Annotated in this window: 17 protein-coding genes and 1 riboswitch; of the genes, 9 read left to right on the top strand and 8 right to left on the bottom strand. The window is 68.2% G+C overall.

Features of this window, described 5'->3' with window-relative positions; translation table 11 throughout:
- The 3 genes from M1L58_RS10085 to M1L58_RS10075 all read right to left on the bottom strand — a co-directional run bounded on the left by M1L58_RS10085 (window position 1) and on the right by M1L58_RS10075 (window position 1,343).
- Complete coding sequence (locus tag M1L58_RS10085) at window positions 1-390, bottom strand: urease subunit beta (RefSeq protein ID WP_154881802.1); 390 nt, start codon at window positions 388-390, stop codon at window positions 1-3.
- A 45-nt stretch (window positions 391-435) separates the two neighbouring features.
- Window positions 436-738, bottom strand: coding sequence for an urease subunit gamma (locus M1L58_RS10080; protein WP_248658793.1), 303 nt, complete (start codon window positions 736-738; stop codon window positions 436-438).
- Between the two features lie 182 nt (window positions 739-920).
- A complete protein-coding gene (locus M1L58_RS10075; protein ID WP_006865016.1) occupies window positions 921-1,343 on the bottom strand; it encodes a PaaI family thioesterase in 423 nt (140 codons plus the stop codon).
- Window positions 1,344-1,663: 320 nt separating this feature from the next.
- Between M1L58_RS10075 and M1L58_RS10070 the strand changes: the two genes are divergently transcribed.
- The 9 genes from M1L58_RS10070 (at window position 1,664) to M1L58_RS10030 (ending at window position 13,074) form a co-directional block, all read left to right on the top strand.
- A complete protein-coding gene (locus M1L58_RS10070) occupies window positions 1,664-2,062 on the top strand; it encodes a BlaI/MecI/CopY family transcriptional regulator (protein ID WP_006360917.1) in 399 nt (132 codons plus the stop codon).
- Window positions 2,063-2,109: 47 nt separating this feature from the next.
- Entirely contained in the window at window positions 2,110-3,060 is a 951-nt protein-coding gene (locus M1L58_RS10065) for a M56 family metallopeptidase (RefSeq protein WP_248658792.1), read from the top strand.
- A gap of 94 nt (window positions 3,061-3,154) precedes the next feature.
- Window positions 3,155-4,612 carry an NADP-dependent phosphogluconate dehydrogenase gene (gene gndA / locus M1L58_RS10060; RefSeq protein WP_248658791.1) on the top strand — a complete coding sequence of 486 codons (1,458 nt, stop codon included), beginning with the start codon at window positions 3,155-3,157 and terminating at the stop codon, window positions 4,610-4,612.
- Between the two features lie 16 nt (window positions 4,613-4,628).
- Window positions 4,629-6,062, top strand: a complete 1,434-nt coding sequence (locus tag M1L58_RS10055; RefSeq protein ID WP_154881804.1) for a GuaB1 family IMP dehydrogenase-related protein — start codon at window positions 4,629-4,631, stop codon at window positions 6,060-6,062.
- A gap of 1 nt (window position 6,063) precedes the next feature.
- Window positions 6,064-7,485 carry a hemolysin family protein gene (locus M1L58_RS10050; protein WP_248658790.1) on the top strand — a complete coding sequence of 474 codons (1,422 nt, stop codon included), beginning with the start codon at window positions 6,064-6,066 and terminating at the stop codon, window positions 7,483-7,485.
- Window positions 7,478-8,551 (top strand): hemolysin family protein, encoded by a 1,074-nt coding sequence (locus tag M1L58_RS10045; protein ID WP_248658789.1) that lies wholly within the window; start codon window positions 7,478-7,480, stop codon window positions 8,549-8,551. The genes M1L58_RS10050 and M1L58_RS10045 overlap by 8 nt, the downstream gene beginning before the upstream one ends.
- 5 nt (window positions 8,552-8,556) lie before the next feature.
- Window positions 8,557-9,438, top strand: coding sequence for a 3-methyladenine DNA glycosylase (locus M1L58_RS10040; RefSeq protein WP_282578542.1), 882 nt, complete (start codon window positions 8,557-8,559; stop codon window positions 9,436-9,438).
- 75 nt (window positions 9,439-9,513) lie between these two features.
- The gene (locus M1L58_RS10035; protein ID WP_248658787.1) at window positions 9,514-11,706 is read left to right on the top strand and encodes a malate synthase G; all 2,193 of its coding nucleotides are present in this window, start codon (window positions 9,514-9,516) and stop codon (window positions 11,704-11,706) included.
- Window positions 11,707-11,841: 135 nt separating this feature from the next.
- The gene (locus M1L58_RS10030) at window positions 11,842-13,074 is read left to right on the top strand and encodes a hypothetical protein (protein WP_248658786.1); all 1,233 of its coding nucleotides are present in this window, start codon (window positions 11,842-11,844) and stop codon (window positions 13,072-13,074) included.
- 175 nt (window positions 13,075-13,249) lie between these two features.
- Here M1L58_RS10030 and gcvP read toward each other — a convergent pair whose 3' ends face one another.
- The 5 genes from gcvP to garA all read right to left on the bottom strand — a co-directional run bounded on the left by gcvP (window position 13,250) and on the right by garA (window position 19,235).
- On the bottom strand, window positions 13,250-16,120 hold the full coding sequence (gcvP, locus tag M1L58_RS10025) for an aminomethyl-transferring glycine dehydrogenase (RefSeq protein ID WP_248658785.1): 2,871 nt from the start codon (window positions 16,118-16,120) through the stop codon (window positions 13,250-13,252).
- 172 nt (window positions 16,121-16,292) lie between these two features.
- A riboswitch (glycine riboswitch) is annotated at window positions 16,293-16,392 on the bottom strand.
- Between the two features lie 95 nt (window positions 16,393-16,487).
- Window positions 16,488-17,129: a MerR family transcriptional regulator gene (locus M1L58_RS10020; protein WP_248658784.1), complete on the bottom strand. Its 642-nt coding sequence runs from the start codon at window positions 17,127-17,129 to the stop codon at window positions 16,488-16,490.
- 255 nt (window positions 17,130-17,384) lie between these two features.
- Window positions 17,385-17,897, bottom strand: coding sequence for a bifunctional nuclease family protein (locus M1L58_RS10015; RefSeq protein ID WP_248658783.1), 513 nt, complete (start codon window positions 17,895-17,897; stop codon window positions 17,385-17,387).
- A gap of 157 nt (window positions 17,898-18,054) precedes the next feature.
- A complete protein-coding gene (gene ftsR / locus M1L58_RS10010; protein WP_248658782.1) occupies window positions 18,055-18,741 on the bottom strand; it encodes a transcriptional regulator FtsR in 687 nt (228 codons plus the stop codon).
- A gap of 41 nt (window positions 18,742-18,782) precedes the next feature.
- The gene (garA, locus tag M1L58_RS10005; RefSeq protein ID WP_005199386.1) at window positions 18,783-19,235 is read right to left on the bottom strand and encodes a glycogen accumulation regulator GarA; all 453 of its coding nucleotides are present in this window, start codon (window positions 19,233-19,235) and stop codon (window positions 18,783-18,785) included.
- Window positions 19,236-19,486: the final 251 nt, after the last annotated feature.

Here is a 19,486-nt window from a genome sequence, read left to right as displayed (position 1 = left end):
TCACTTGCTCCCGTCGGCGTCGGCGGCGGGCGCCGACGAGCCCACCGGCCCGCATTCACCCGGCGGATCCATCGAGATCCCGTACACCTCACGCGTTCCCCCGAGCGGGACCAGACCGACGGCCATCTCGATGCCTGGCTCGAACCGCACCGCGGTCCCGGCCGGGATGTCGAGGCGTCGTCCGTGCGCGAGCGCGCGGTCGAAGTCGAGTGCAGGGTTGGACTGCGGGAAGTGAACATGACTGCCGACCTGCACCGGGCGATCCCCCGAGTTGACGACGGTCAGCTCGACGACGTCGGCGCCGGCGTTCAGCTCGATGGTGCCCTCGGCGGGGATCACCTCGCCCGGGACGAGCGAGGAGCGTGTGGCAGTGGGTGGCGTACCCGACATCTCGGCCTCTCTTCGGCAGCTGGAGATCGGTTGGCGGAGCGGAGTTCAGGCGATCGGGTCGTGGACGGTCACCAGCTTGGTGCCGTCCGGGAACGTCGCCTCGACCTGGACGTCGTGCAGCATCTCGGGCACGCCGTCCATCACGTCGTCACGTGTGAGCACCTCACGGCCGGAGGTCATGAGCTCGGCCACCGACCTACCGTCGCGGGCACCCTCGAGGACGTGGTCGGTGATGAGCGCGACCGCCTCGGGATGATTGAGCTTGAGGCCGCGGGCCTGCCGCCGTCGCGCGAGTTCGGCCGCGTAGGAGATCAACAGCCGTTCTTGTTCATGCGGCGACAGTCGCACCGGGTTCGCTCCTCGTAGGTGGCCGACGGGTGGTCGTGGTTGTTGGCGGTGGAGTCATCCTGCCACGCCGAGGAGACCTCGGCTCGTCGACGGGTGACGGCGAACCGGGGACCGTGCGGCTCACGGGTCGGGCGGTCAGATCGTGACCATCCGAAGGGGCCCGGGAGCCGGAGACCGATCGGCTATCGGGCTTCGATGTTCTGTAGACGCACCTGCGTCTTGGCCAGCAGCGTGCCGTCCTGGTCCACCATGTCGACAGCCCACAGCTGCTGACGTCGACCGCGGTGGATCGGCGTCGACGTCGCGGTGACCGTGCCGGTGCTGACGGACTTGAGGAAGTCGGTGTTGTTGTTGACGCCGACCGCAGTCCCTCCGATACCCGTGTCCTGAAGCCAGAGGAAGCCACTCATGCTCGCCACGCTCTCGCCGACCGCGCAGTAGACACCGCCGTGGACGATCCCGAACGGCTGGTGGTGGCTCTCGGTGATCTCCATGGTGGCGACGATCCGATCCGGACCCGCCTCGACGACCTCGAGTCCGAGCACGCCGTCGAGTCCCTTGCCGAAGGAGTTCTGGAGGATCTCGTCCGCACTGTTCGCAGTCATGGCGTCAAGATTGACACGCCCGTCCGGCCTTGGCGATACCGACCCGGGAACACCGATGCCGCCCCCGACGTTGTCGGTCCAGACAAACCGAAAGGCCCCGCACCTCGATGAGATGCGGGACCTTCCGTGGCGTGGACCGGGGGTCTCTGCAGCCCTCAGGACTCTCGCGCGGTCCGACGTGACACTTAATGTAGGCTAGCCTTACCAACGTGTCAAGGGGTCGGATGAAAGGCCACGTGAGAGGCGAAACCGCCTGCGCGGACGCGACAACCGAAGAAGACGTGAGCCTAGGGGCGCACAACGGGAGGCACAGCAGTAAAATGCGAAAGATGAATGGGCTTGGCGACCTCGAGCGCGCGGTGATGGACACATTGTGGGCCGGCTCCGAACCGAAGACCGTCCGGCAGGTGCACGCCGAACTGTCCCAGGATCGCTCGCTCGCCTACACGACGGTCATGACCGTCCTGCAGCGTCTCGCGAAGAAGAACCTCGTGACCCAGATCCGCGACGACCGCGCCCACAAGTACGTCCCCACCCACCCCCGTGAGGACCTCGTCGCGAGTCTGATGGTCGACGCCCTCAGCGAAGCCGACGCTCCCGGGTCCCGGCACGCAGCCCTCGTCTCGTTCGTCGGACGGGTCGGTGCCGACGAGGCCGCGGCCCTACGTCATGCTCTCGATGAACTCGAAGCCGCCCGAGGAACCCGCGACACCGGTTAGATTCGCGGCACACCCCCCAACAGCCCACCCCTGAGGAAGCCCACCGGATGACCGCCCTGCTCTTCGGCATCGTCAGCCTGGTGCTCGCCGGACCCGTACCCGAGGCACTGTCCCGGGCCAAATGGCCGATCAGAGCGCCACGCGCGGCGATGACGCTGTGGCAGGCCATCGCACTCGCCGCCGTGTTGTCGGCGTTCAGTTGTGGCCTGGCGATCGCCGCCAACCTCCTGGTGATCGGGGCCGACGGCACGCCGACGACGCATCCGCTGCACGAGATCGACCGCTTGGGCCTCCCCCTCTGGCTGGCCTGCGTGGGCGTCTTCGTCCTCACCCTGCTGGTCGGCGCCCGCCTCTTCTACACGACGATCCGCGTCGGACTGCGCACCCGCGCACGTCGCAAGGCCCACCGCCAGCTGATCGACATCCTCGATCGCTGCGACCGGACCGATGCCGATGACCCCCTCTACGCCCGCGACGTCCGGATGATCGACGTCGAGCAGCCGCTCGCCTACTGCCTCCCCGGCCTGCGCCAGCGCGTCGTCGTCAGCGAGGGCGTCGTCCACCGACTGACGCGCGACGAGCTCATCGCCGTGATCGCCCACGAGCGCGCACATCTGCGGGCCCGGCACGACCTCGTCCTCGAGGCGTTCATCGCGTTGCACGAGGCGTTCCCGCGGTTCGTCCGCTCCAGTTCGGCTCTCGGCGCCGCCGAACTGCTCGTCGAAGCCCTCGCCGACGACCAGGCCGTCCGAGCCACCGCTCCGACCACCCTCGGCCGCGCACTCGTCGCCTGCGCCGACGCGGTCGCTCCCCGCGGCGCGATGGCCGTCGGCGGGCCGACCACTCTCACTCGCGTCCACCGGCTGCGCGACGACCGCCCCGCCCGCTGGATCGCGGTCACCGCCTACGCGACCGCCGCCGCCATCCTGGTGCTGCCGACTCTCGCGGTCGCGATCCCCTGGCTCACCGAGCTCAACCGCCTGATGTCGGCGTTCTGAGCCGTCCGAACCAGCTCGGTGAACACCTTTCGCACGTGGCCCGAACGGTGAGGCAGATCGCCGTATCGGATCGTGAGGCAATAGGCTGTCGGGCATGAACAACGTCGAGGCATCGTCACCTTCCGGGAAAGCTCAGATCGGCGTCACCGGTCTGGCCGTCATGGGTTCGAACATCGCGCGTAACTTCGCCCGCAACGGGTACACGGTCGCGCTGCACAACCGCAGCGTCGCCAAGACCGACGCACTGCTCGCCAACCACGGCAGCGACGGCAACTTCATCCGCACCGAGACGGTCGCCGAGTTCGTCGCCGCGCTCGAGCGCCCCCGCCGCGTGCTGATCATGGTCAAGGCCGGCGACGCCACCGACGCGGTGATCAACGAGCTCGCCGACGCGATGGAGCCGGGCGACATCATCATCGACGGCGGCAACGCCCTCTACACCGACACCATCCGCCGCGAGGCCGCGATGTCGGCACGCGGACTGAATTTCGTCGGCGCCGGCATCTCCGGCGGCGAGGAAGGCGCCCTCAACGGCCCGTCGATCATGCCCGGCGGACCCGCCGAGTCCTACGAGTCGCTCGGCCCGCTGCTCGAGTCGATCGCGGCCCAGGTCGACGGCGAACCCTGCTGCACGCACATCGGCCCCGACGGCAGCGGCCACTTCGTCAAGATGGTCCACAACGGCATCGAGTACGCCGACATGCAGCTCATCGGCGAGGCCTATGACCTGATGCGCAAGGCCCTCGACATGCCCGTCGCCGAGATCGCCGATGTCTTCCGCGAATGGAACGGCACCGAGCTCGAGAGCTACCTCATCGAGATCACCGCCGACGTGCTCAGCCAGGTCGACGCCGAGACCGGCAAGCCGCTCGTCGACGTCATCGTCGACGCCGCCGGCCAGAAGGGCACCGGCCGCTGGACCGTGAAGTCCGCACTCGACCTCGGCATCCCGACCACCGGCATCGCCGAGGCAGTCTTCGCCCGCGCCCTGTCGAGCGCCACCGACCAGCGCGTCGCCGCCCGCGGCCTGTCCTCGGGCAACCTCGGTGACGCGCCCGCCGACAAGGCACAGTTCATCGCCGACATCAAGACCGCGCTCTACGCCTCCAAGGTCGTCGCCTACGCCCAGGGTTTCGACCAGATCGCCGCCGGCAGCGCCGAGTACGGCTGGAACGTCGACCGCGGATCGCTGGCCACCATCTGGCGCGGCGGCTGCATCATCCGCGCGCAGTTCCTCAACCGCATCCGCGAGGCCTACGCCGACGATCCCGAGCTGCCCAGCCTGCTGCTCGCCCCCTACTTCCGCGAAGCGGTCGAGGTCGGCATCGACAGCTGGCGCCGCGTGGTGTCCACCGCCACCCTGCTGGGTATCCCGGTGCCGGCCTTCGCCTCGTCGCTGTCCTACTACGACGCCCTGCGCGCCGAACGCCTGCCCGCCGCGCTCACGCAGGGTCTGCGCGACTTCTTCGGCGCCCACACCTATCAGCGCGTCGACAAGGAAGGCACCTTCCACACCCTGTGGAGCGGCGACCGCTCGGAAGTGACCGAATAGGAGCCTGCGAGAACCGGTGCGATTCATCGAAGGCCATCGGCCGACCCACGACCTGACCTACGACGATGTCTTCATCGTCCCCAACAGGTCTGATGTCAGTTCGCGATTCGATGTAGACCTGTCGACGTCGGACGGCAGCGGGACCACCATCCCGATCGTCGTGGCGAACATGACCGCCGTCGCGGGCAAGCGCATGGCGGAGACGGTCGCGCGCCGCGGCGGACTCGTGGTCCTCCCGCAGGACCTCCCCATCGAGGCCGCCGCGTCGTCGATCGCGTTCGTGAAGTCGCGCCACCTCGTGGCCGACACCCCGGTCACGCTAACCCCGTCGGATTCGGTGACCGACGCGGTCGCGTTGATCCCCAAGCGATCCCACGGCGTCGCGGTCGTCGTCGAGGACGGACGCCCGGTCGGTGTCGTCACCGAGAAGCGCTGCCGGGACGTCGACCGTTTCGCCCGGGTCCGTGACGTACTCGATCCCGACATCGTCACGCTGCCCGTCGAGACCCCGCCGCGCGAGGTGTTCGACGAACTCGGCGACCTCCATCTCGGAGTCGCCGTACTCGTCGACGCCGACGGCAGGCTGGCGGGTGTACTGAACCGCGTGGGTGCGCTACGCCACGCGATCTACGAGCCCAACGTCGACGCGTCGGGCAAGTTGCGGATCGCCGCCGCCGTCGGGATCAACGGCGACGTGGTCGGCAAGGCCCGAGCCCTCGTCGCCGCAGGTGCCGATGTGCTCGTCATGGACACCGCGCACGGCCACCAGGAGAAGATGCTCACCGCACTGAGATCGGTCGCCGACGCGGACCTCGGTGTCCCGATCGCGGCGGGCAACGTGGTCTCCGCGGAGGGCACCCTCGACCTCATCGCCGCCGGCGCCTCGATCATCAAGGTCGGTGTCGGTCCGGGCGCGATGTGCACCACCCGCATGATGACCGGCGTGGGTCGACCCCAGTTCTCCGCGGTGGCCGAGTGCGCCGGGGTCGCAGCAAGTCACGGTGCGTCGGTGTGGGCCGACGGCGGTGTCCGTCATCCGCGCGACGTCGCCCTGGCCCTCGCCGCCGGCGCGTCGAACGTGATGGTCGGTTCCTGGTTCGCCGGCACCCACGAATCACCCGGCGATCTTCTCGAGGACGAACAGGGTCCGTACAAGGTGAGTTTCGGCATGGCGTCGAAGCGGGCCGTGGCGGCGCGGTCGACCGGCGACAGCCCGTATGACCGCGCCCGCAAGAGCCTCTTCGAAGAAGGGATCTCGACGTCGCGGATCCGGCTCGACCCCGATCGCCCCGGCGTCGAGGACCTCATCGACCACATCTGTGCCGGGATTCGCAGCACCGCAACCTATACCGGGGCCAGGAACCTGCGGGAGCTGCACGACAAGGTCGTCCTCGGAGTCCAGTCGCCCGCCGGTTTCGCCGAAGGGCGTCCCCTGCCGGGCGGGTGGTGACGTGGACATCCTCATACTCGTCGCGAGTCTGGTCGGCTTCATCGCCCTCACGTTGGGCACCGCGCTGTTCGTGGCGGCCGAGTTCTCGCTGACCGCACTGGAACGTTCGACGATCTCGGCGGATGTCGCCAAACGCGGAGACCGGCGCGCACGGCTGGTGCAGCGCGCGCATTCGACGCTGTCGTTCCAGCTGTCCGGCGCCCAACTCGGCATCACGATCACCACCCTGATCACCGGCTACATCGCCGAACCCGTCCTCGCCCGCATCATCAAGCCGCCACTGGAAGCGGCCGGCGTGAGTCCGTCGGTCGCCTCGGCGACCTCACTGATCCTCGCGCTGGTGATAGCCACCTCGCTGTCGATGGTTCTGGGTGAGCTGATCCCGAAGAACCTCGCGATCGCCAAGTCGCTGGCCGTCGCGCGTGCCACATCAGGCCCGATGACGGCGTTCTCCGCGGTGTTCCGCTGGGCGATCCGGGGGCTCAACGGCACCGCGAACTGGATCGTCCGCCGGTTCGGCATCGAACCGACCGACGAGCTCGCCTCCGCCCGATCACCGCAGGAACTCGTGTCGCTGGTCCGTAACTCGGCCCGACGCGGGGCGCTGGACGAGCAGACCGCGACGCTGGTGGACCGTTCCCTGCGATTCGGTGAGCTCACCGCCGAGGATCTGATGACCCCGCGGGTCACCATCGACACCCTCGACCGCGAGGACACCGTCCGCGACCTGGTGATCGCGTCGTCGCGCACCGGGCACTCACGCTTCCCCGTCGTCGTCGACGGCGACCTCGACGACCTCGTCGGCGTGGTCCACATCAAGCAGGCCTTCACCATCCCGCCCGAGCGTCAGGCCACCACGCGGGTCACCTCGATTGCACGCAGCGTGCCGCGCGTCCCGGCCAGCCTCGACGGCGACGCGCTGATGCAGCGCATCCGGGCCGACGGCATGGAGTTGTGCGTCGTCATCGACGAATACGGCGGGACCGCGGGCATCGTCACCACCGAGGACCTCATCGAGGAGATCCTCGGTGACGTCACCGACGAGCACGACGACGAACGCGCCGACGTCGCGATCGACGGCAACGGCTACCTGTGCGCGGGCCTGCTGCGCATCGACGAGCTCTACGACGCGACCGGCTATCACGCGCCCGACGGCCCGTACGACACCCTCGGCGGTCTGGTCATGTACTGCCTCGGACGCATCCCCGAGGTCGACGACGTCGTCGACCTGCCCCGCCGCTCCCCGGTCGGCGACGGCGACGACAACTCACCCGAGATGCCCGAGACCCGCGACGACATCACCTGGCGGGCCACGGTCGCCCAGATGGACGGCCGGCGCGTCGACGTCGTCGCACTTCGACCGGCCCCGGCCGGCGAGTTCCTGGGAGACGAGCCACGAGACACGGAGGCCGACAATGGGTGACCTCTGGGCGGTCGTACTGGCCTTCGCGCTGCTCGGCGGAAACGCCTTCTTCGTCGGCGCCGAGTTCTCGCTGATCTCGGCCCGCCGCGACCGGCTCGAGGCGCTGGCCGAGAGTGGCAAGAGTCGCGCGCGGACCGTCATCAAGGCCGGCGAACACCTGTCGCTCATGCTGGCCGGTGCGCAGCTGGGCATCACGATCTGCTCGATCCTGCTCGGCCGCGTCGGGGAACCGGCGGTCGCGCACCTCATCGAGAAACCACTCGAACTCGCGCACGTGCCGCACGCGCTGCTGCACCCGATCTCGTTCGCGATCGCATTGTCGCTGGTGGTGGTCCTGCACATCCTGCTCGGTGAGATGGTGCCGAAGAACATCGCACTCGCGGGGCCCGAGTCGGCGGCCATGCTGCTGGTTCCGGTGCATCTCATGTTCATCCGCCTGGTGCGTCCGCTGATCTCCTTTTACAACTGGCTCGCCAACATCTCGCTGCGCCTGATGCGCGTCGAGCCGAAGGACGAACTCGAGTCCACGGTGTCGTTGGGTGAACTCGCGCAGATGCTCGGCGAGTCCAAGCAGGAAGGCCTCATCGACGCCGAGGAACACGAGCGCCTCACCCGGGCCCTGCAGTCCATCGGCCGCACCGTCGCCGAGGTGATGATCCCCCTCGAGAAGATGCGCAGCGTCAAGGTTCAGGTGTCGGCGACCGGCGGGATCGGGCCGACGCTCGGTGCCGTCGAGAAGGCCGTCAGCGAGACCGGGTTCTCCCGCTTCCCGGTCCGCGGATCCGACGGCACCTTCACCGGCTACCTGCATCTGAAGGACGTCCTCGACGAGATCCTCGACGAGCACATCGGCCCCGACACCATCATCGGTGTCGACAAGATCCGCCCGCTGCCGGTCATCGCGTCCACCACGCCCCTCGACGAGGCGACCACTGTGCTGCGCCGCACCAGCTCGCACCTCGGCGCGGTCGTGGACGACAACGGCCGCACGATCGGCATCGTCCCGCTCGCCGATCTCGTCGAGGAGTTCGTCGGCAACGTCCGGGACGAGACCCATCGGGTGTGAGTGCCATGACCGTGTACGTGGAAGAACAGACGGTGTTGGCGGGCCACGAGTGGCGCGCCCGCCGCGACGACCATCAGCGTCGCGTCGACGCGCTCATCGGCCCGTACCTCGAGGCGCGCCGCAAGGGCGGGAAGCATCCCGTCATCGACTTCCTGTTCACCTATTACTCGTCGCGGCCGTCCCACGTGCTGCGCTGGCATCCGGGTTTCGGCGTGCAGCTCGAGGACGCCGACGAGTTCCTACCCCTGCGCGGCTACGAGCGAGCCGGCTCCGGCGTTCGCGTGGGCACCGACTATGTCCGGCGTCGCCAGGACGCCTTGCAGGCAACCGTGGCCCTCCTGGGAGCGACAGCCGCGCGACCGGCTCGCCTGGGCTGCTTCGGACTCCACGAGTGGGCGATGGTCTACCGCACCGACGAGACCCGGCACGACATCCCGCTGCGCTTGGGCGCCGCGGGCACCGATCGGGTCGTCGAACAGATGCCGTTGCGCTGCACCCACTTCGACGCCTACCGTTTCTTCACCGAGCCGGCCCGGCCGCGCAACGAGCACGAGTTGAGCCGCGCGTCGCAGGTCGACCACGAACAACCGGGCTGCCTGCACGTCACCATGGACCTCTACCGGCACTGCTTCACCCTGGCGCCGCTGCTGCCCGCCGACCTCACCGTCGACTGTTTCGGGCTCGCCCTGCGCGCCCGGGATCTCGACATGCGGGCGAGTCCCTACGATCTGCGCCACCTGGGATACGAGCCGGTCCCGATCGAGACCCCTGCCGGACGAGCCGAGTACGTCCGCGAACAATCGGCCATCGCCGACGCCGGAACACAACTCCGTGCGGAGTTGTTGGGGCGGTGTACGCACCTGGCCGAGATCGCCCGCCACGCCTAAACAGGACGCCTGTACGGTTCAGCCTTACCGGCTAGTAGCATGGATCTCGTCTTCATTCGCTCGAGAAAGGCAATCATGTCGGACCGGATCACCGTCAACGGGTTGCAGGTCGCTTCCGTCCTGTACGACTTCATCAACAACGAGGCGTTGCCCGGTACCGGTGTAGAGGCCGACGCCTTCTGGTCGGGCGCAGCATCGGTGATCGCCGATCTCGCCCCGCGCAACCGCGAGCTGCTCGGCGTCCGCGACGACCTGCAGACCAAGATCGATGCCTGGCACCGCGATCACCAGGGCGCCGACCTCACCCCCGGCTCCGCCGACTTCGACGCCTACAAGAGCTTCCTGACCGAGATCGGCTACCTCGCCGACGTCCCCGCCGATTTCCAGATCACCACCGACAACGTGGACCGCGAGATCGCCGAGACCGCCGGCCCGCAGCTGGTCGTGCCGGTCCTCAACGCCCGCTTCGCGCTGAACGCCTCCAACGCCCGCTGGGGTTCGCTGTACGACGCCCTCTACGGCACCGACGCGATCCCGGAGACCGACGGCGCCGAGAAGGGTTCGTCGTACAACAAGGTCCGCGGCGACAAGGTCATCGCCTACGCCAAGGACTTCCTGGACAAGGCTGTCCCGCTCGAGCAGTGCAGCTACACCGACGTGCGGTCCTTCGCCGTGGTCGACGGCGCGCTGCAGGTCACGCTCGACGGTGACGCAACGTCGACGCTGGCCGATCCGGCCGCGTTCGTCGGCTACCGCGGCGAGGCCGGTTCGCCGACCTCGATCCTGCTGCGCAACAACGGGCTTCACCTCGACATCGAGATCGATCCGTCCTCGCCGATCGGTTCCACCGACCCGGCCGGCATCAAGGACGTCGTCGTCGAGTCCGCGATCACCACGATCATGGACTTCGAGGACTCGGTCGCGGCGGTCGACGCCGAGGACAAGGTCACCGGTTACCGCAACTGGCTGGGCCTGAACAAGGGCGATCTGTCCGAAGAGGTCACCAAGGGCGGCAAGACCTTCACCCGCGTGCTCAACGGCAACCGTGAGTACACCGCTCCCGACGGCACCACCTTCGACCTCCACGGCCGTTCGCTGCTGTTCGTGCGCAACGTCGGTCACCTGATGACCAACGACGCGATCCTCGACGCCGAGGGCAACGAGGTCCCCGAGGGCATCCTCGACGGCCTGGTCACCTCGCTGATCGGCATCCACGGTCTGAGCGCAGAAGGCCTGCAGAACTCGCGGACCGGTTCGGTGTACATCGTGAAGCCGAAGATGCACGGCCCCGACGAGGTCGCCTTCACCGTCGAGCTGTTCGGTCGCGTCGAGCAGGTCCTCGGCCTGCCGAAGAACACGCTCAAGGTCGGCATCATGGACGAGGAACGCCGCACCACGGTCAACCTCAAGGCCTGCATCAAGGCGGCCTCCGAGCGCGTGGTGTTCATCAACACCGGCTTCCTCGACCGCACCGGCGACGAGATCCACACCTCGATGGAGGCCGGCGCCATGGTGCGCAAGGCTGAGATGAAGAAGCAGAAGTGGATCGCGGCGTACGAGGATTTCAACGTCGACACCGGTCTGCACGCAGGACTGCAGCACAAGGCGCAGATCGGTAAGGGCATGTGGGCCATGCCGGACCTGATGGCCGACATGCTCGAGCAGAAGATCGGCCACCCCAAGGCCGGCGCCACCACCGCGTGGGTGCCCTCACCCACCGCGGCCACCCTGCACGCCCTGCACTATCACCAGATCGACGTCTTCGAACGTCAGGACGAGATCGCCAAGCGCGACCCGGCCTCGGTCGACGACATCCTCACCGTGCCGCTGGCCGCGAAGACCGACTGGTCCGACGAGGAGAAGCAGCAGGAGCTCGACAACAACTGCCAGTCGATCCTGGGCTACGTGGTCCGCTGGATCGATGCAGGTGTCGGCTGCTCGAAGGTGCCCGACATCCACGACGTCGCGCTGATGGAGGACCGCGCCACCCTGCGTATCTCCAGCCAGCTGCTGGCGAACTGGCTGCGTCACGGCATCGTCTCCGAGGCCGACATCGTCGCCTCGCTCGAGCGGATGGCGCCGGTCGTCGACCGTCAGAACGCCGGCGACAAGGCCTACAAGCCGATGGCCCCGGACTTCGACTCCAACATCGCCTTCCAGGCGGCCAAGGAGCTGATCCTCGAGGGCACGACGCAGCCCAGCGGCTACACCGAGCCGATCCTGCATCGCCGTCGCCGCGAGTACAAGGCCGCCAACGCGGCCGGCTGACACCCCGGCCACGACGCACTGATACGACCGTGCCGGTCCCCGATGGACCGGCACGGCGTATCGTCGTACCCTGCGCTGCACATCGACCGGGTGGAGCCCGGGGACAGCACGCTCAGAGCAGGGAGGGCATCAGCGTTGGCACATCATCGGAACCGCGGGGAGAGCATCCGGAACCGTGGCGTCAGCCGAGGTGTCGTCTTCGCAATGCTGTCGATCCTGCTCGTCGCGGCCATCGTCGTCACCTGGCGAGACCTCGGTGACCGCATCAACCGGCAGGCCGACGACGCCGCCGCGCAGTGCGTCGAAGGTGCCACCTCGGTACCGATCATCGCTGATCCTGACATCGCACCCGGTCTTGCGGCGATCGCGACCTCGTTCGCGAACACGAAACCGGTGGTCCGTGACCACTGCATCACCATCGCCGTCCGGCCCGGCGACGCGAAGATCACCCTCGACGGTCTGACCGGGACGTGGGAAGCCGACTCCATGGGCGCCTACCCCGCCGCTTGGGTGCCGCAGTCGTCGGTGTGGTCGGCGGATCTGGCCTCGGCCAAACCCGATCTGATCGAGGGCAACTCCCGTTCACTCGTCTCGACACCGGTCGTCCTCGCGGTCTCGCCAGAGCTGGCCAAGGCCGCCGGCGACCAGCTCGACTGGTCACAGATCCCACTCTTGCAACAACGGGACGCCTCGCTCACCGAGTTAGGCCTGCAGGGCTGGGGCTCGTTGCGCATGGCGATGCCGATCGGCGCTCAGTCCGACGCGAGCGCGCTGGCAGCTCAGGCGGTCGCCACCCGCGTGACACGGACGACCGGCCCGCTGACCACTGCCGACGCGGAGTCGCCACGGGTGACCTCGAGCGTGAAGGCGATGCTCGGCGGCGCGCCGCTCTCGCCCGACGGAACCCCGCAGGGCGCGGCCACCGCGATCGCCAATGCCGCCGACCCGGCGAAGGCCGGTATCCACGCCGTTCCGATCACCGAGCAGCGACTGTTCCAGATGACCAGGACCGACCAGCCCGCGAAGTTGGCCGAGGTGATCCCGTCCGGGCCGACGCCGATCGCGGACTACCCGGTCGTCCGTCTTTCCGGACCGGAGGTCGGCGACGTCGCAGCCGACGCGGTCGCGGAGTTCATCTCCTACGCCTCGCAGCCCGAACAGCTGCAGCTGCTCACCGAGCTCGGCTTCCGCGGCGACGCCCCGATGCCGGCCGCCACCGCCACGGTCACCTTCCCCCGTACCCCCAACCCGATGCCCACGCCGGAGGACGGCGCGATCGTCGCGATCAACCGCGTGGTCTACGGACCGACGAGTGTGCCGGCGAGCTCTGCGGTCTCGCCGGCACCTTCGGGAACCGCGGGCGGATAGCAGACGCCCGAGTCGTTTCGATACGGCTCGTCGCTGCGCTCCTCACCTACTCAACGAGCAGGTGGACGGCTCGTCGCTGCGCTCCTCACCTACTCAACGAGCAGGTGGACGGCTCGTCGCTGCGCTCCTCACCTACTCGACGAGCAGATGAGGAGCGGAGCCACGTTCACTCAGGTCAGCTGCTGTAGGCCTCGATCGGCGCGCAGCTGCACACCAGGTTGCGGTCGCCGTACACGCCGTCGATACGTCGCACCGAGGGCCACACCTTGGCGCGGGCACCGGCCGACGGGAGGCCCTGCGGGTAGACCGCGACCTCGCGCGAGTACGGGTGGTCCCACTCGCCCACCAGCGCCTCGGCGGTATGCGGTGCCCCACGCAGCGGGTTGTCGTCGACCGGCCACTCACCGCTGCCGACCCGATCGATCTCCTCGCGAATGGCGATCATGGCGTCGCAGAACGCGTCGATCTCGTCGAGGTTCTCGCTCTCCGTAGGCTCGACCATCAGCGTGCCGGCCACCGGGAAGCTCATCGTCGGCGCGTGGAAACCGTAGTCGGCCAAGCGCTTTGCCACGTCGTCGACCGTCACGCCGGTCTCCTTGGTGAGCGCTCGCAGGTCGAGGATGCATTCGTGCGCGACGAAGCCGCCCTCGCCGGTGTACAGCACCGGGTAGTGGTCGCCGAGCCGCTTGGCGACGTAGTTCGCCGCGGTGATCGCCGTGAGCGTCGCCCGACGCAGACCGGCCGCACCCATCATGGCGATGTAGGCGTAGGTGATCGGCAGGATCGTCGCCGAACCGTACGGTGCCGCGGCGATGGTCGCGGTGCCGGGCAGCTCGTCGGCGAGGGGGTGTCCGGGCAGGAACGGCGCGAGGTGTTCGCGCACCGCCACCGGTCCGACGCCGGGTCCGCCGCCGCCGTGCGGGATGCAGAAGGTCTTGTGCAGGTTCAGGTGGCTGACGTCGCCGCCGAAGTGCCCCGGACGCGCGACGCCGACCAGGGCGTTGAGATTGGCGCCGTCGACGTAGACCTGTCCACCGGCATCGTGGACGGCACCGCAGATGTCGCGGATGTCGTGCTCGAACACGCCGTGGGTGGACGGGTAGGTGATCATGATGGCCGCGATCCGGCCCTCGTTCGCGGCGATCTTCGCCCGCAGGTCCTCGAGGTCGACGTCGCCGTTCTCCCGGCAACCGACCACGACGACGCGCATGCCCGCCATGACCGCCGACGCGGCGTTGGTGCCGTGGGCACTCGACGGGATCAGGCAGATGTCGCGGTCGAGGTCGCCCCGGCTGCGGTGGTAGCCGCGGATCGCGAGCAGTCCGGCGAACTCTCCCTGGGAACCCGCGTTCGGCTGCAGGCTCACGCGGTCGTAGCCGGTGACGGCGACGAGCCAGTTCTCGAGGGTGGAGATGAGCTCGCGGATGCCGACGGTGTCCTCGACGGGCGCGAACGGGTGGAGGCCCGCGAACCCGGGCCACGTGATGGGTTCCATCTCCGTGGTCGCGTTGAGCTTCATGGTGCAGGACCCGAGCGGGATCATGCTGCGGTCGAGCGCGATGTCCTTGTCGGACAGGGCCCGCAGGTAACGCAGCATCGCCGTCTCGGTGCGGTACCGGTTGAACGCGGGGTGCGTCAGGTACTCGCTGGTGCGGTTCTCGATGGACTGGGCGAAGCCGAGCGGCTCCACGCCGCCGGCGCCGAACGCCCGCAGCACGCCGTCGAGGTCGGCCTCGGTGGTGGTTTCGTCGCAGGCGATCGAGACGGTGTCGGCATCGACGCGGCGAAGGTTGATGCCCTCGCGACGAGCCTGGGCGACGATCACGTCGGCTTGGCCGGGGGTGTGGACCTCGACGGTGTCGAAGAACGTGGCGTGCGCGACCGAGAAGCCGGCCGCCGCCAGCGAATTCGCCAGGCGGACCGCGGCGTCGTGGGTGCGGCGCGCGATGGCCCGGAGACCCTCCGGTCCGTGGTACGACGCGTACATGGCGGCCATCACGGCGAGCAGGACCTGTGCCGTACAGATGTTGCTGGTGGCCTTCTCGCGGCGGATGTGCTGCTCTCGGGTCTGCAGCGCCAGGCGGTAGGCGAGGTTGCCGTCGGCGTCCTTGGAGATGCCGACCAGGCGACCCGGCAGCTGACGCGCATGCTTCGAACCGACCGCGAGGTATCCGGCATGCGGACCGCCGAAGCCCATCGGCACGCCGAAACGCTGGGTGGTCCCGAAGCACGCGTCGGCGCCCTGCTCCCCCGGCGGCGTGATCAGCGTCAACGCGAGGAGGTCGCCACCGACGGCGACCAGAGCGCCGCGCTCGTGGGCGGCGTCGACGATCGGGGCGGCGTCGACGATACGTCCCGACGCGCCGGGCACCTGCAGGACGACGCCGAAGAAGTCACCTTCGGGCAGACCGCGGTCGGGCAGCTCTGGGTTGAGGGACGCTTCTACGACCTCGATGCCGAGCGGCTCGGCGCGGGTCTCGATCACCGCGCGGGTCTGCGGGAAGAGGTCGGCGTCGACGACGACACGCGGCGACTTCGACTTGCCGGCGCGCCGCAGCAGCGTCATCGCCTCCGCGGCCGCGGTGGCCTCGTCGAGCATCGACGCGTTCGCCACCTCCATGCCGGTGAGGTCGGCGACCATGGTCTGGAAGTTCAGCAGCGCTTCGAGGCGTCCCTGGCTGATCTCCGGCTGGTAGGGCGTGTACGCCGTGTACCAGGCCGGGTTCTCCAGGACGTTGCGCAGGATGACGCCGGGCGTGTGGGTGCCGTAGTAGCCGAGACCGATCATGGAACGGGCAGCGGTGTTGCGGGCCGCGAGTCCGCTGAGTTCGGCGAGCACCTCGCTCTCACCCTGCGGCTGCGGCAGTGCACCCAGGACGTTCGAGTCGAGTTCGTCCGCGATGACCGCGGGGATGACGCGATGGGCCAGCTCGTCGAGGGACGACACACCGATCACCGCGAGCATGCGCTGCGTCTCGTCGGGGTCGGGTCCGACGTGGCGGTCCACGAAGGTGACTGGCGCTGACGACGTGTCGGCTGAGGGCATGGTGAGGGCAACCTCTCGCAGGCGCCGGCGCGGTGCCGGCTGGTTCGCCCTCCCCCTCTGTCATGTCACCGACCGGTGGCCGGGAGACGCCTGAGAGATTCGGTGTCACGCGGCGCTGCGTGACGACCTTTCACCGTGGGCGGACGACGAGTCGTCACTTTCCAGAGACGCCGTCACCACCACGGTCCGGGTGCCTGAGAGTTTGACGGAGAGGTGTTGCTCCTTCGGCGGTCACCTTGGACTGCTCGGTGACGCTCTCCCGCGGCGTAGCGACGCGCGCACCAGTGTACGCAGGTCGACGTCGCGTTGGTCCAGACGACGTCGGGAGAGTCGTGAGGATCACGTGCCGGTGCCGTGAGGATGCGGTCTAACCGGTACGACGGGTGCGGTTCTTGCGGCGTGCCGCGAGTTCGTCCTCGGGCGCTGCCTCGCTGACGCCGCCGTCGGCCCGTTCACCCGGGAAGTCCGCGATGGTGCCGGTGAGTTCGCGCATGGCACCGCTGACGGCGATACCGAAGACGCCCTGTCCGCCCTGGAGGAGGTCGACGACCTCTTCCGCGGAGGTGCACTCGTAGACGGTGGTGCCGTCGGAGAAGAGCGTGATCTTGGCGAGGTCCTCGACGCCGCGCTGGCGGAGGTGGTCGACTGCGACACGGATGTTCTGCAGGGAGATGCCGGTGTCGAGGAGACGCTTGACGATCTTGAGGACGAGGATGTCCTTGAACGAGTACAGACGCTGGCTGCCCGAACCCGCGGCGCCGCGGATCGACGGGACGACCAGCGAGGTGCGTGCCCAGTAGTCGAGCTGGCGGTAGGTGATGCCGGCGATCTGGCAGGCACTCGGCACTCGATAGCCGACGAGCTCGTCGGGCACGGTGTCGTCGGGGAAGAGACCCGGTGCGACCTCCTCGAAGCTGCCCTGCGTCGGGCCCGCGGGACGATCGGTCACAGCATGGTCGGGTGACGGGTCGCTCGACGTCACTTCACTGTCGACCGGACGATCGCCCACTTGATGTCTCCCTCGCAAAGCTCGGACCGGATGCCGCATCAGATGCCTGACATCCACGTCCACAGTACGCGGTCCAGGCCCTGCTCGGGTCAGCCGATCACATCTTCATCGGCCCCTGAGTGGTGCGCGATGTCGAGTTCGACGCTATGCCGAGCGGGACACCGGATCAATGCGACGCGCCATGAGGCTCAACCTCAAGTTGAGATTGAGGCAAATGGTGACCTCCCGGTTGCCGTTCCGTGACCGGGAACCGCGTCAGGCGCCGCTGGCCTTGAAGTCGTCGGGCGAGACGTTGTCGAGGAATTCCTTGAACTTCTCGACCTCGTCCTCTTTGTTCTCGTCGACCGCCTCGACGGTGGTGTCCTCGGGCTCTTCCTCCGGGATCAGCAGGCCGGCCTCGGCGAGCACCTCTTCGTCGGCGATGATCGGCACCTCGGCACGCATCGCAACGGCGATGGAATCGGAAGGCCGCGCGGACACCCGGAGATCGCCCGAGAAGATCATCTCGGCGTAGAAGGTGCCCTCTTGCATGTCGACGATGCGCACCTCGAGGAGCGTTTGGCCGAACTCCCGGATGAGATTCACGATCAGATCGTGGGTCAGCGGGCGCGGCGGCTCGATCCCCTTCTGCCGCAAGGCAATCGACGCGGCCTCGCTCTGCCCGATCCAGATCGGCAGGTAGCGCTCGCCATCGACCTCACGGAGCAGGAGCACGGGCTGGCTCTGCGGGGGCTCGACCCTGATGCCCACCACACGCATCTCGCTCATCTCGCACCTCCCAGACGCCTCGTAGGGCGATCGATTGATGTCCTCGACGCTACACCGCTCAGACGATGGACGGCGGCCGACTCGCTGCTGGGCGATACGAGAACTCCAGGCCGCCGGGAACACCCGAGGGCCTGGAGTGCGCTGGTCGAGAAGGAGTTCAGTCGAGCACGTCGCGCACGGCCGCCTTGACCAACTGCGTGTGCAGGGTCACCGACAGCGCGGCGATCTCGCGAACGAGTTCTTCGGCGCGGTCGCGCGCGCCGGTCCCCTTGCCCTTGGCGATGGGGTTGGCGATCTGGGCGACCAGGCCCGCCTCCCGGTCCGCGGACACCTTGAAGGCACGCAGATGGCGTGTCTCCAGGCCGTAACTGGCCAGCGCCGCGGCGGCCTCGACGAGACGGACGGCGTCCTCGTCGAAGAACCCGGCCGGCCCCGCAGTCAGCAGCCCGTTGCGCTGGAGTTCGGTCACGAACGCCGAGTCGACGCCCGTGCGTTCGATCAGCGTCTCCCGGGACACACGACCGGCACGCGCACCGAAATCGGTTGCGGGGGCCACTGTGCCGCGAGCCGTGGACAGCGCCACGGTGCCGCCGGAACCGAAGCCGCCGTTCCCGTTGTCGATCGCGTCGAGTTGTTCCTTGATGACCTTCAACGGGAGATACCGGTCCCGCTGGGCGGTCAGGACGAAGCGCAACCGTTGACAGTCGGCTTCGCTGAATCGCCGGTAGCCGGACGGCGCCCGCTCCGGGGTCACCAGACCCTCCGATTCCAGGAACCGGATCTTCGAGATCGTGATGTCCGGGAAGTCATCACGCAACTGGGCGAGGACCGTGCCGATGGACATCGATCCCCCGCCGCGGGGGGCCGTGGACGCCGTCACGACTTTTAGGCGTCTGCTTCGTCGCGCGGACCGCTCAGGAAGACCAGGCGGAACTTGCCGATCTGGACTTCGTCGCCGTTGCTCAGCGATGCGGTGTCGACGGGCTCCCGGTTGACGTAGGTGCCGTTGAGGCTACCCACGTCGACGACCTGGAACTCGTTGTCGCCGAGTCGGAATTCCGCGTGACGACGGCTGACCGTCACATCGTCGAGGAAGATGTCGCTGTCGGGGTGCCGACCCGCAGAGGTCGTCGGCTGGTCGAGGAGGAACCGCGATCCCGCGTTGGGTCCCCGCTTCACGACAAGCAGCGCGGTCCCGGGAGCGAGTCGCTCGACTCCCGTCTCGGCCGGCTCACTCGAGGTGCTGGTTCCGGCATCGAGTTCATTGATGAACTCCTCCCGGAACACCGAGGTGGTCTCCACCGGCGCCTCGAAGTCCCTGTCGTTTTCGCTCACCACTTCTCCTTCGTCGTCGTCAGTGCAATCGCACTGTCAGTGCACGCCGCACTGTTCGGCCAACCGCACTGTCCGGCCGTCCACGTCTCCGGTCCCGATCGCGGTCTCGCGTCGGTTCGGAATCGGCTCTCGCCACGATGGCCGGTTGAATCTACATGACATGTGCGGACGGGTAGATCTCGGAGCGTGATCGCGAAGTCGGTTCACGTCACGCCTCTTTCCCACTGCCGTAACCGTACCGGTCATGTAGATCG

Source organism: Gordonia sp. C13, assembly GCF_023218005.1.
Classification (GTDB): Bacteria; Actinomycetota; Actinomycetes; order Mycobacteriales; family Mycobacteriaceae; genus Gordonia; species Gordonia namibiensis.
The sequence above is the reverse complement of the archived record's forward strand: the minus strand, read 5'-3'. Positions and strand labels throughout refer to the sequence as shown.

Coding starts and splice junctions, on each gene's coding strand:
- M1L58_RS10085 (WP_154881802.1), bottom strand. CDS start 390: ATGTCGGGTACGCCACCCACTGCCACACGCTCCTCGCTCGTCCCGGGC.
- M1L58_RS10075 (WP_006865016.1), bottom strand. CDS start 1,343: ATGACTGCGAACAGTGCGGACGAGATCCTCCAGAACTCCTTCGGCAAG.
- M1L58_RS10070 (WP_006360917.1), top strand. CDS start 1,664: ATGCGAAAGATGAATGGGCTTGGCGACCTCGAGCGCGCGGTGATGGAC.
- M1L58_RS10065 (WP_248658792.1), top strand. CDS start 2,110: ATGACCGCCCTGCTCTTCGGCATCGTCAGCCTGGTGCTCGCCGGACCC.
- gndA (WP_248658791.1), top strand. CDS start 3,155: ATGAACAACGTCGAGGCATCGTCACCTTCCGGGAAAGCTCAGATCGGC.
- M1L58_RS10045 (WP_248658789.1), top strand. CDS start 7,478: ATGGGTGACCTCTGGGCGGTCGTACTGGCCTTCGCGCTGCTCGGCGGA.
- M1L58_RS10040 (WP_282578542.1), top strand. CDS start 8,557: ATGACCGTGTACGTGGAAGAACAGACGGTGTTGGCGGGCCACGAGTGG.
- M1L58_RS10035 (WP_248658787.1), top strand. CDS start 9,514: ATGTCGGACCGGATCACCGTCAACGGGTTGCAGGTCGCTTCCGTCCTG.
- gcvP (WP_248658785.1), bottom strand. CDS start 16,120: ATGCCCTCAGCCGACACGTCGTCAGCGCCAGTCACCTTCGTGGACCGC.
- M1L58_RS10015 (WP_248658783.1), bottom strand. CDS start 17,897: ATGAGCGAGATGCGTGTGGTGGGCATCAGGGTCGAGCCCCCGCAGAGC.
- ftsR (WP_248658782.1), bottom strand. CDS start 18,741: ATGTCCATCGGCACGGTCCTCGCCCAGTTGCGTGATGACTTCCCGGAC.